Genomic DNA, 10,991 nt, shown 5'->3' with positions numbered 1-10,991 from the left:
CGTCCGCAACGGGCCGCGGCGGTGTGCTCGCCCGCGCCGAGGCGGCCGCCAAGGCCGCCTCCGCGCCCCACGTGACGTCCAGGCCGGCCGCGGGGAACCCCGCAGCAGCCCAGTCCGAAGAGGACTTCACGGACAGGACGCCCGTCGCGGCGAACTCGGCCTATGGTCTCGATCCCCTGGACGCGGCCACTGCCGGCCTCGGCAGGGCACGCCGCCTCCGGCTCGTGCAGCTGGCGGTGCTGGCTCTTGGAGTGATTGCCCTGATCGCCGGCATCACCCTGATCGTCACTGGCCTCGCCGGCTAGGCAGCTTCGTTTTGGCCCTGCTGACCTGTCAGGCGGCCATTCCACGTATTTTCAACAACACAAGATTTTCACCCAACAAGGAGTCCCGTGACTGCAACAGAATCAGCCATCGCCACAGCCCGCCACGCAGCCCGAGCCGCCGCGGAAAAACTCGCCGAGGACATCGTCGCCATGGACGTCAGCGAGCGGCTGGCCCTGGCCGACATCTTCCTGATTGCCTCGGCGCCGTCCGAGCGCCAGGTCAACGCCATCGTGGACGGCGTTGAGGACGAACTTTCCAAGTTCGAGCTCAAGCCGATCCGCCGCGAAGGACGCTCCGGCGGCCGCTGGGTCCTGCTGGACTACGGCGACATCGTCATCCACGTCCAGCACGAGGAAGACCGCGTGTTCTACGCCCTCGAGCGTCTCTGGAAGGACTGCCCCGTCGTAGACCTTCAGCTCGGGGACGACGCGTCCGCGAAGGCAGCAGCAGCTTCCGACTCCGAGTAGCGGCCGGGAGGAAACCGGAATATGCCCGATTTGGAATTTTCCGAAGGGCTGTTCTAAGATATTTGAGTTGCTTCGGAGAAATCCGGACAAAGTACCGGAGCCGAAAGCGCAAGCTGACGGGGTCGGAGCAACGAAAATTCGGGGCTGTGGCGCAGCTGGTAGCGCACCTGCATGGCATGCAGGGGGTCAGGGGTTCGAGTCCCCTCAGCTCCACCGGATAATCCGCCGGAATCGAAAGATTCCGGCGGATTTTTTTGTGCGGTTTTTGGGGGAAGATTTGGGCCAGCGGCCACGACGCGTATACCGCTGGCAGGTCCCGCCCGGCGGCTGCGGTCCGGGGGCACTTTGACACGGGCGCGCCGCGGACACCGGACCCAGGGGCAGGAATCGTGTCCAAAGGCGCCCCGGACGGCGAAGGCAATGCACGGGGCCCGGAAAAAGGTGAGGCCTCGCCGGACTTTTTCGCCCCAACGTATGCCGATTAGCGCGAACCGGAAATGTAGTTTAAGATAAACAGGTTGCTTCAGGGAAGACGGTCCTTCGCAGGAAAGATTCCCCAGCGATTTCGGGGCTGTGGCGCAGCTGGTAGCGCACCTGCATGGCATGCAGGGGGTCAGGGGTTCGAGTCCCCTCAGCTCCACCGAAGAGGTCCTGCTCACTGAGCAGGGCCTCCTTTGTTTTGTGGAGTCGGTGACCCCGGGTCAGCGGCGGCTCTGGGACTGTCGCCACGCCCGCCAGGCGCCTGTGGACCACAGCGCCCACACCACCAGGAGCGGCTGGAACAGCAGGCGGATCCCGCGGCTCTGGTCCGAATTGAGGCCGAACGAATCGGTGCCCGTGGCGAACTGCGAGATGTTGCCCGGGAAGACCGCCACGAAAAACGCCGCCACAATCCAGCCGAGCGCCACCCGCCGCCGCCTGAGCAGCAGCAGAGCCAGACCCAGGGCAATCTCCACCAGTCCGGACGCCACCACGGTGAAGTCCCTGTCCAGCGGCAGCCAGGGCGGCACCTGCGCGTAGAACGCTTCCCGGCTCCAGCCCAGGTGGCTGACCCCGGCAAAGACGAGGAACGCGCCCAACAGCAACCGGCCGGCAGTCCGCCAGCCGGAGCGCAGCCGGGATTCCCCGTCGGGGCCCCGGTCCCGGACGGGACCATGTGGCCGGACCGGGCCCTCTGACTGGCCTGGCCCCTCGGATTGAACTGGACTGTCGGCCATGCGGCGCCGCCTTCGCTGGGGTTACAGCAGCTTAGCAATGGGGTCTCGACGGCTGTCCGCGCCGGCCGCTCGACTAATATTGGGGACGTGGATGAGACCCTGCCCCCGTGCCCCGAATGCTCCAGCGAATACACGTACGAAATGGGGGCGCTCCTGGTCTGCCCCGAGTGCGCGCATGAGTGGTCGCCGGCCGCGGAGCCGGAGTCCGGGGACCAGGAAGTGAAGCCGGTCAAGGACGCCGTTGGCAACATCCTCGCCGACGGGGACACCGTCACGGTCGTCAAGGACCTCAAGATCAAGGGCAGTTCCACCGTTATCAAGGTCGGCACCAAGGTCCGCGGCATCCGGCTCGTCGACGGCGTCGGCGACCACGACATCGACTGCAAGGTCGACGGCGTCGGCCCCATGCAGCTGAAATCCAGCGTGGTCAAGAAGATCTGACCGGCATGTCTGCAGGGATTGACGGCACGGTCCGGGCCGCCGACGTCGTGGTGATCGGCGCCGGCCAGGCTGGGCTCTCCGCGGCCTACCACCTGCAGCGCCGCGGCTTTGTCCCGGCCCGCATTGTGCCGGAGGACCGGGATGAGGCCGCCGGGCCGGTCCGGAGCTACATCGTGCTCGACGCCGAGGACGGCCCCGGCGGCGCCTGGCGCCACCGCTGGAAGAGCCTCCTCATGGCCACCGTGAACGGCATCAGCGACCTGCCTGGCATCCCGCAGCCCGCCGTCGACCCGGAGGAAGCAAGTTCAAGTTTCCTGGCCCGCTACTTCGGCGGCTACGAGGACCAGCTGGCGCTGGCCATCGAACGTCCCGTCAAGGTCCGGTCCGTCGCCCGGGAAGACAACGACGACGGCGGGCGGCTGCGGATCGCCACCTCCCGCGGCGGCTGGTCGGCCCGGGCCATTATCAACGCGACCGGCACCTGGACCCGGCCGTTCTGGCCGATCTACCCGGGCCAGGCGTCTTTCCGCGGACGGCAGCTGCACGTTGCGGACTACGTCTCCGCCGAGGAGTTCAGCGGCCGGCACGTGATAGTGGTCGGCGGCGGCATCTCCGCCGTCGGCCTGCTGGACGAGATCTCCAAGGTCACCACCACCAGCTGGTTCACCCGCCGGGAACCGGTCTGGCGGGACGCCGCCTTCGACCGGCAGGCCGGGCACGACGCCGTCGCCCTCGTCGAGGAGCGCGTTCGGCAGGGCCTTCAGCCGCAAAGCGTCGTCGCGGTGACCGGGCTGATCTGGACCCCTGCGCTGCGGGCGGCCGCGGCCCGGGGCGTGCTGGAGCGCCGCCCCATGTTCACCGGCATCGAGCCCGGGGGAGTGCGGATGGCGGGCGGCAGCTTCCTGGCCGCCGATGTGATCCTCTGGGCCACCGGCTTCCGCGCGGAACTTGAACACCTCGCACCACTGCACCTCCGCGGCCCCGGCGGCGGGATCGCCATGGACGGCACCCAAGTGGCCGCCGAGCCGCGGGTCCACCTGGTCGGCTACGGACCGTCCTCGTCCACGATCGGCGCCAACCGGGCCGGCCGGGCAGCGGTGGCAGGCATCCTGCGTTTGTTGGAGGAGCAGGATAAGTTTGCAGGGGACCTCAACACCGGGGACCCGGACTCCCTGACCCACCCCTGACTCACAAAAGGCGGCAGCTCGCGCGTGGCGGACCATAATCTTGACTCCCATTTCTCCCGGCTGCGCAGGTTCCCGGATGTGGAGGCGGCCAACCTCCAGGCCTGGGACGCCACGGACAAGCTTCTCCTGGAAACCGCCGCGGACATGCTCGCGGCCGGATCCCTGCACCCCGGCTGCAGGCTTGCCGTCGTGGGGGACCGCTACGGTGCGCTGACGCTCGGTGCCCTGGCTCGCGACGATGCCGCCGGCAGCTGGAACGGCCCCGTCCGCGCGCACCAGGACCTCATCACCGGGGAGCAGGCCCTCCGGCTCAACGCAGAGACGCTGGGCGTGGCGGCCGGGTTCGAACAGCACCCGCTCGGGGCCGGGCTGCTGGCCGGGGCGAACGTGGTGCTCTTCCAGCTACCCAAGTCCCTTGCGGAGCTGGAGGAAATCGCCGACGCCGTCGCCCGCCACGCCGCCCCCGACGTCGTCCTGCTGGCCGGCGGCCGGGTGAAGCACATGAGCCTGGGCATGAACGCAGTGCTGGAGCGCTACTTCGGCGAAGTCCAGCCCCAGCTTGCCCGGCAAAAATCCCGGATCCTGCTGGCCCGCAACCCGCGGCCGGTTCCCGGCACGCCGCCGTTCCCGGTCAAAGACGTCAACAGCGAACTGGGACTGACCGTGTGCGCCCGCGGAGCCGTTTTTGCCGGCACCGGGCTGGATATCGGCACCAGGTTCCTGCTGGAGTTCCTGCCCCGGATCCCGTCGGCGCGGCACGCCGTCGACCTGGGCTGCGGCACCGGAATCCTCGCCGCCATGTACGCCCGCGCCAACCCCGGCTCCCGGGTCACGGCCACGGACCAGTCCGCGGCCGCCGTCGACTCCGCCGGCGCGACGGCGGCAGCCAACGGGCTCTCGGATCAGGTCACGGCGCTCCAGGACGACGCCATGGGCACGCTGCCGGACGCCAGCGCCGATTTGATCCTGCTCAACCCGCCCTTCCACGTCGGCGCGGCGGTTCATGCGGGGGCCGGCATCAAGCTGATTGAGGCGGCCGGACGGGTCCTGGCTCCGGGCGGGGAGCTCTGGACGGTGTTCAACAGCCACCTTCACTACCAGCCGGCGCTGCAGCGGCTGGTCGGCCCCACCCGCGAGGTCGGGCGGAACCCGAAATTCACGGTCACGGCCAGCACCCGGAAATCAGCGGGAGTGTGAAGCGCGGGGTGTGGGCGGTCACACGTGCGTAACGTACGATTCTGAAATAAGCAGTGCGTGGCCAAAGACGTTTAGGGGTTATCAGTGACTGAGATCCGCCAGCCCTCGCCGAGGCGCGGAACCAACTTGCCCCGGATGGGCGATTTCAACCTCACGGTGATCCTCGACGCCATCCGGCGTTCCCCGGCCGGCCTGAGCAGGGTCGAGCTGGCCCAGATCGTCGGGCTTTCCCCGCAGACGATCTCCAATATCTCCCGCAGACTGCTGGACCAGGACCTGATCTATGAGGCGGGCAAGGAAGGCACCGGGCCGGGCAAGCCGCGGACCATGCTCCGGCTCAATTCCTCCGGAATGTACGCCGTCGGTGTCCACCTGGATCCGGCGGTGACAACGTTCGTGGTGTTGGACCTGGTCGGGGCCGTGGTCAAGCATTCCCGGATCAAGACCCCGGCCGGCACCGACCCCGGGGCCGTCATCGACACCATCGCCGCCGAAATCAGGCAGCTCATCTCGGACTCCGGCGTCGACCCGGCCCGGATCGCCGGCCTGGGGATCGCCTCGCCCGGGCCGATCGACCTTGAAGAAGGCACGGTGGTGGACCCTCCGCTCCTCGTTGGCTGGGACCGCGTCCCGCTCCGCGACGCCCTGGCCGCGGCCACCGGCCTGACCACCATCGTGGACAAGGACGTGACCAGCGCCGCGGTGGCCGAGACCTGGGCGGGCGGCCCGAGCGGCGCCGGAAGCTTCGTCTTTATGTACATGGGCACCGGCATCGGCTGCGGAATCGTACTCAATGATGAGGTGGTGCGCGGGACCTCGGGGAATGCCGGTGAGATCGGGCATATCATCGTTGATCCTGACGGGGCACCCTGCGACTGCGGAATGCGCGGCTGCGTCAAGTCCTCGTGCATTCCCCAGGTGCTGGTGACCCGTGCCGTCGAAGCAGGAGTGCTGGACGGCCCGGTGGGCGCCGTGACCGGTCCCGCCCTCCAAGACAGCTTCGCCGCCCTGTGTGCCGCGGCCGGCGCCGGAGACCAAAGGGCGCAGGACATCATCGACAACTCCGCCGTGCTGGTGGCCCGGGCCGTCTCGGCCGTCACCAACGCCCTGGACGTGGACCGGGTGGTGTTCGGCGGACCGTTCTGGACCTGCCTCTCGGAGCGCTACCTGGAACGGATCCCGGATCTGGTCCGGGAAGGCAGCGCCACCCGGAAGATCCATGAGATCGAGGTGGTGGGCACCGGCGTCGGCGAGGACGTCGGCGCGATCGGCGCCGCCTGCCTCGTGCTGGAACACACGCTCGCGCCCCGCTCGCAGCGCCTCCTGCTGGAGGGCTAGGGCCGCAGGGTAGAACCGCGGGTCCCGTCGACAGGATTTCCGCAACGACTCAGTCGATATCTTCCAGTATGGTGCCGAACGGGATGGTGTCATCCAGGTGCGCCTGGTGGCCGTGCGGAAGCACCAGAATCCGGACGCCGTGGCGTTTATCCGCGGCGGACTGCATCAGGATGGGCCGGACCGTGTTGATGAAACTCTCGCTCTTGCCGGCGAGATACTCCTGGTAACTGGCTGGAAGCTGGATCATGGCAAAAGGATAGTCCTGCGCGGGCACCTTGGGGAGTGGTGCGCCGGTAATGCCGGACCAGCCACAGACAGCCCCCGGCGGCACCCCGAGCGAAGAATATTCTGCCCGGGCATGAAATGTGCCGTAAAAGTGCGTCTTAATTCGGGAGGCGACTTGAACGCCTTCCCGGAGGGCCCGTAGAGTTCTAACCAAGTTACCTCAGTAACGTGTCAGCGATCCTCCGCTCAAGGCGGGCCCTTGGGAAATACCATGGCCAGCCCAGGGGGGTGTGGGTGCCCCCATGTGGGCCTGACATTTGCTCACGGACAACTTCGTATCAGGCGTAACAGTCGCGGCTGCGCCCTGCTGGAGTTTCCCCCGTGTTCCCCAAACTCAACTCACCGGCGGGTCCCGTTTCAGGGCAAATCCGTCAGTGTTCACAGCCAAGGACGCAAATGTCTCCACCCAGCCTTATTGACACCCACCCAAATCTTGCCGGCACGGCCCCTGTTGCCCTGTCCTATGAACTGTTCCCGCCCCGGTCGGCCGCGGCCGCGGAGTCGCTCTGGACCACCATTGGCGAACTGGAAAGCACGGACCCGGACTACGTCTCCGTGACCTACGGCGCCAGCGGCTCCAACCGGGACACCGCCGTCGAGCTCATCAACCGCCTCGTCCAGGAAACCACCCTGCGGCCACTGGCGCACCTGACCTGCGTGGGGAACTCCCCGCAGGAGCTCGCGGAGATCATCGGCGAACTGCTCGACGTCGGCGTGCGCGGCATCCTGGCTCTGCGCGGCGACCAGCCCAAGGACGGCGGCGTGCCTCCCGAGGGATCGCTGCGCTACGCCCAGGACCTGATCGAGCTCATCCGCCGCGTCGAACAACGCCGCTCCGCGCTGCTGTGCGCCGGCAAGGTGGCCGTCGGCGTCGCAGCGTACCCCACCCGGCACCCGGAATCCCCGAGTGAGGCGCACGACGTCGAGGTGCTGCTGGCCAAGCAGCGCTCCGGCGCCGACTTCGCCATCACCCAGGTCTTCTTCCACACCGAGCAGTACGCGGACCTGCTGACCCGGGCCCGCCGGGCCGGCGTCACCATCCCGATCATCCCGGGCGTTATGCCGCTCACCAGCATCCGCCGGCTCACCCGCCTCGGCGAGCTGACCGGCGTCGAACCGGCACCGGAACTCATCGAACGGCTCGCCGCCGCCGATTCCGACGCCGAACGCACCCGGATCGGGGTCAGCGCCACCGTGGACCTCGCCAATGCGGCCCTGGCCGCCGGAGCCCCCGGACTGCACCTCTACACCTTCAACGAACACACGGCCGCGCTCGACGTGCTGGACAAACTTGCCCTGGCCCGGCCTCGAAGAGGCAACCGGCACACCGCGGGCCGCCGCCAGCTCGCCAGCTAACCACCCCACCAAAACTTAGGACTTCCCATGACTGAAAAGAACACGCTCAACCCCACTCCGTTCCCGGCAGCCTCGATCCTCGGCTACCCGCGCATCGGCCGCCGCCGCGAACTGAAGAAGGCCGTCGAGGCCTACTGGGCCGGCAAGATCGACGCCGCCGCCCTGGACGCCGCCGCCAAGGAAATCCAGCTCGGCACCGCCAAGCGCCTCCAGGGCCTGGGCCTCACCGAAGCCGCCGCAGTCCCCGGCACCTTCTCCTACTACGACCAGGTGCTCGACGCCGCCGCCCACCTCGGCGCCGTGCCCGCACGCTTCGGAAACCTCCTCGACGCCGACGGCCAGCTCGACATTGACGGCTACTTCACCCTGGCCCGCGGCAACAAGGACCAGCAGCCGCTGGAAATGACCAAGTGGTTCGACACCAACTACCACTACCTCGTGCCGGAGATCGGCCCGGAAACCAGCTTCTCGCTGACCTCCAGCCGCATCGTCGAGGAATTCGAATACGCCCTCGCCAACGGTGTTGAGACCCGTCCGTACATCGTCGGCCCGGTCACGTTCCTCCTGCTGAGCAAGGCCTCCGACGACGCCCCGGCCGGCTTCAGCCCGCTGTCCCGCCTCGAGGACATCCTCCCCGTCTACACCGCCCTGCTGGAGAAGCTGGCCGCTGCCGGCGCCGGCTGGGTCCAGCTCGACGAGCCCGCCCTCGTGGTGGACCAGGACACCCCGGCCGGGGAAATCCAGGCCGCCGTCGCCCGCTCCTACGAGGTCTTCGCCGCCGCGGCCAAGCGTCCGCAGCTGTTCGTTTCCACCCCGTACGGCGCGCTCAACGGCCAGCTCGGCACCCTCGCCGCGACCGGCATCGACGCACTGCACCTGGACGTCTTCAAGGGCGAGGTCCCCTCCGCCGCGGCCCTGGCCGCCCTGGGCAACAAGACCCTGGTCGCCGGCGTCGTGGACGGCCACAACATCTGGCGCAACGACCTCGCCGCCTCCGCGGAGAAGATCGCCGAGCTGCAGAAGTCCGTCGCCAGGCTGGCCGTCAGCACCTCCACCTCCACCCAGCACGTCCCGCACGACGTCGACGAGGAAGTCCAGCTCTCCGCGCAGCTGCGCAGTTGGCTGGCCTTCGCAGACCAGAAGGCCACCGAGGTGGTTACCCTCGCCGGCCTGCTGACCGACCCTTCAGCAGTCCAGCCGGTCATTGATGAGGCCACCCGCATCATCGCCGACCGCGCCGCAGCCGACGGCGTCCGCCGCGCCGAGGTCCGGAACCGCACCGCGGCCCTCACCGACGCTGACTTCAGCCGCTCCGCCTACGCCGTCCGCGAGGCAGCCCAGGAGAAGGCCCTGCACCTGCCGCCGCTGCCCACCACCACCATCGGCTCCTTCCCGCAGACCTCGGAAATCCGCACCGCCCGTGCCCGCGCCAACAAGGGCGAACTGAGCACGGAGCAGTACGAGCAGCTCATGAAGGACGAGATCAAGCGCGTCGTGGAGCTGCAGGAAGAGCTCGGCTTCGACGTCCTGGTCCACGGCGAGCCCGAGCGCAACGACATGGTCCAGTACTTCGCCGAGAACCTCGAAGGCTTCGACGTCACCGTGCACGGCTGGGTCCAGTCCTACGGCTCCCGCTGCACCCGCCCCTCCATCCTGTGGGGCGACGTCACCCGCAGCGCCCCGATCACGGTGGAATGGGCGCGCTACGCGCAGTCCCTCACCAACAAGCCGATGAAGGGCATGCTCACCGGTCCGGTCACCATCCTCGCGTGGTCCTTCGTCCGCGACGACCAGCCCCTCGGCGAGACCGCCAACCAGGTGGCACTGGCCCTCCGGGACGAGATCGCGGACCTCGAGGCCGCCGGCATCCAGGTCATCCAGGTGGACGAGCCCGCCCTGCGCGAACTCCTGCCGCTGCGCAAGGCCGACCAGGCCGCGTACCTGGACTGGTCCGTGAAGTCGTTCCGCCTCGCCACCGCCGGCGCCGGGGACGCCACCCAGGTCCACACGCACCTGTGCTACTCCGAGTTCGGCGCCATCATCGACGCGATCGACGGCCTCGACGCCGACGTCACCTCGATCGAGGCCGCCCGCTCCCGCATGGAGGTGGTGCACGACCTCGAGTCCCACGGCTTCGGCCGCGGCGTCGGCCCGGGTGTCTACGACATCCACTCGCCGCGCGTCCCGGGCGAGCAGGAAGTCACCGAGCTGCTCAGCACCGCCGTCAAGCACGTCCCGTCCCGCCAGCTCTGGGTCAACCCGGACTGCGGCCTGAAGACCCGCGGCTACGCGGAGACCGAAGAGTCCCTGCGCAACCTGGTCACGGCCACCAGGACGGTCCGCGCGGAACTCCTCGAAGCAGCCAAGTAGCAACAACCGGCAGCTGGGGGAGCGGAAAATCCCTTCAGTGATTGAGCCTGTCGAAACCCCGGTTTCGACAGGCTCAATCACTGTGCACGGGGGATGGCACGTCGTCAGGCCGCCGGGCCTGCCCGCTCTTTCAACCGCCAGGCGCTGATAAGCAGCCACACTGTCCAGACGACGGTGAGGATTATCCCGAACAGCGTCGGCACCGCATTCGCGGCTGCGAACCCTTCGGCTCCGATGATCCATCCCTGCGCCAGATAGGACACGCCGGATAGCCCCATAAGGATGCCGATAGTGCGGGAGACCCGCCGTGTGGCCAGGATGACCACGCCGGAAATAATCAGGGCGCTCCCGAACAGGAAGCTGTAGTAGCTGCGCATTCCCCACTCCAGCCAGCGGATTCCTTCCGCGCTGACAAAGCGCATTGCCTTCTCCGGCTCTGCAGCGGACGCCCAGGCATTCACGGCGTGCTTCAGGGCGACGCCGTCCACGGCCTGGAGCGCGCCATAGAGCGCAATGGCAACCGCCGCGGAGAGGGCGCCGAAACGGGCTGTCAGGGCGAGGCCGCCCTGCGGCAGATTCAGGGCGGCCAGCAGCGCGATCATTCCGCCGGCGAAGAGCGCCATGCCTACGAACTGGCCCAGGTGCACCCCGATCCAGACGTCGCTTCGGGCATACTCGGTGAACGAGGCAACATGGTCGTTTGCGCTGGCCGCATCGGCATGAAATAAGCCGGCCACCAGTGAAATCACGACGCCGCCAAAGATCAGCATCGCGGCAATACGTAAAGCCCCTCTGTCCACCGTGCG

General features: G+C 68.1%; 10 protein-coding genes, 2 tRNA genes and 1 pseudogene. 10 read left to right on the top strand and 3 right to left on the bottom strand.

Translation table 11 applies throughout. From position 1 onward, the window contains the following. The 4 genes and pseudogenes from AB4Y67_RS02995 to AB4Y67_RS02980 all read left to right on the top strand — a co-directional run. Positions 1-305 (top strand): annotated as a pseudogene (locus tag AB4Y67_RS02995) (hypothetical protein); the annotation flags it as partial. A gap of 87 nt (positions 306-392) precedes the next feature. Next, positions 393-794, top strand: coding sequence for a ribosome silencing factor (gene rsfS, locus AB4Y67_RS02990; protein WP_441404307.1), 402 nt, complete (start codon positions 393-395; stop codon positions 792-794). Between the two features lie 140 nt (positions 795-934). Beyond that, a tRNA-Ala gene (locus AB4Y67_RS02985) sits at positions 935-1,007 on the top strand. Between the two features lie 354 nt (positions 1,008-1,361). Then, positions 1,362-1,434: transfer RNA gene (locus AB4Y67_RS02980), tRNA-Ala, on the top strand. Positions 1,435-1,495: 61 nt separating this feature from the next. Here the strand turns inward: AB4Y67_RS02980 and AB4Y67_RS02975 are convergent. Next, positions 1,496-2,011, bottom strand: coding sequence for a DoxX family protein (locus AB4Y67_RS02975; RefSeq protein WP_441404306.1), 516 nt, complete (start codon positions 2,009-2,011; stop codon positions 1,496-1,498). An 87-nt stretch (positions 2,012-2,098) separates the two neighbouring features. Here AB4Y67_RS02975 and AB4Y67_RS02970 point away from each other — a divergent pair, with 87 nt between their 5' ends. From AB4Y67_RS02970 to AB4Y67_RS02955, 4 genes are all read left to right on the top strand, one after another. Continuing rightward, the gene (locus AB4Y67_RS02970; protein WP_441404305.1) at positions 2,099-2,452 is read left to right on the top strand and encodes a zinc ribbon domain-containing protein YjdM; all 354 of its coding nucleotides are present in this window, start codon (positions 2,099-2,101) and stop codon (positions 2,450-2,452) included. Between the two features lie 5 nt (positions 2,453-2,457). After that, complete coding sequence (locus AB4Y67_RS02965; RefSeq protein ID WP_441404304.1) at positions 2,458-3,639, top strand: NAD(P)-binding domain-containing protein; 1,182 nt, start codon at positions 2,458-2,460, stop codon at positions 3,637-3,639. A gap of 24 nt (positions 3,640-3,663) precedes the next feature. Beyond that, positions 3,664-4,836 (top strand): class I SAM-dependent methyltransferase, encoded by a 1,173-nt coding sequence (locus tag AB4Y67_RS02960; protein ID WP_441404303.1) that lies wholly within the window; start codon positions 3,664-3,666, stop codon positions 4,834-4,836. 84 nt (positions 4,837-4,920) lie between these two features. Beyond that, complete coding sequence (locus tag AB4Y67_RS02955) at positions 4,921-6,174, top strand: ROK family transcriptional regulator (protein WP_441404302.1); 1,254 nt, start codon at positions 4,921-4,923, stop codon at positions 6,172-6,174. A gap of 49 nt (positions 6,175-6,223) precedes the next feature. Here AB4Y67_RS02955 and AB4Y67_RS02950 read toward each other — a convergent pair whose 3' ends face one another. Then, positions 6,224-6,421 (bottom strand): hypothetical protein, encoded by a 198-nt coding sequence (locus AB4Y67_RS02950; RefSeq protein ID WP_441404301.1) that lies wholly within the window; start codon positions 6,419-6,421, stop codon positions 6,224-6,226. 434 nt (positions 6,422-6,855) lie between these two features. On the opposite strand from AB4Y67_RS02950, the gene AB4Y67_RS02945 reads away from it, so the two are divergent. Both AB4Y67_RS02945 and metE read left to right on the top strand, forming a co-directional pair. Next, entirely contained in the window at positions 6,856-7,815 is a 960-nt protein-coding gene (locus AB4Y67_RS02945) for a methylenetetrahydrofolate reductase (protein ID WP_441404300.1), read from the top strand. Positions 7,816-7,842: 27 nt separating this feature from the next. Continuing rightward, complete coding sequence (metE, locus tag AB4Y67_RS02940) at positions 7,843-10,185, top strand: 5-methyltetrahydropteroyltriglutamate--homocysteine S-methyltransferase (protein WP_441404299.1); 2,343 nt, start codon at positions 7,843-7,845, stop codon at positions 10,183-10,185. Between the two features lie 104 nt (positions 10,186-10,289). On the opposite strand, the gene AB4Y67_RS02935 is transcribed toward metE, so the two are convergent. Beyond that, complete coding sequence (locus AB4Y67_RS02935; RefSeq protein ID WP_441404298.1) at positions 10,290-10,955, bottom strand: DUF4386 family protein; 666 nt, start codon at positions 10,953-10,955, stop codon at positions 10,290-10,292. Positions 10,956-10,991: the final 36 nt, after the last annotated feature.

The organism is Arthrobacter sp. YAF17, from assembly GCF_052113365.1.
Lineage (GTDB): Bacteria > Actinomycetota > Actinomycetes > Actinomycetales > Micrococcaceae > Arthrobacter.
This window is presented reverse-complemented; position numbering and strand designations above follow the sequence as displayed.

Excerpts from the sequence above, each read along its gene's own strand:
- AB4Y67_RS02975 (WP_441404306.1), bottom strand. The coding sequence starts at position 2,011 with ATGGCCGACAGTCCAGTTCAATCCGAGGGGCCAGGCCAGTCAGAGGGC.
- AB4Y67_RS02965 (WP_441404304.1), top strand. The coding sequence starts at position 2,458 with ATGTCTGCAGGGATTGACGGCACGGTCCGGGCCGCCGACGTCGTGGTG.
- AB4Y67_RS02950 (WP_441404301.1), bottom strand. The coding sequence starts at position 6,421 with ATGATCCAGCTTCCAGCCAGTTACCAGGAGTATCTCGCCGGCAAGAGC.
- AB4Y67_RS02945 (WP_441404300.1), top strand. The coding sequence starts at position 6,856 with ATGTCTCCACCCAGCCTTATTGACACCCACCCAAATCTTGCCGGCACG.
- metE (WP_441404299.1), top strand. The coding sequence starts at position 7,843 with ATGACTGAAAAGAACACGCTCAACCCCACTCCGTTCCCGGCAGCCTCG.
- AB4Y67_RS02935 (WP_441404298.1), bottom strand. The coding sequence starts at position 10,955 with ATGCTGATCTTTGGCGGCGTCGTGATTTCACTGGTGGCCGGCTTATTT.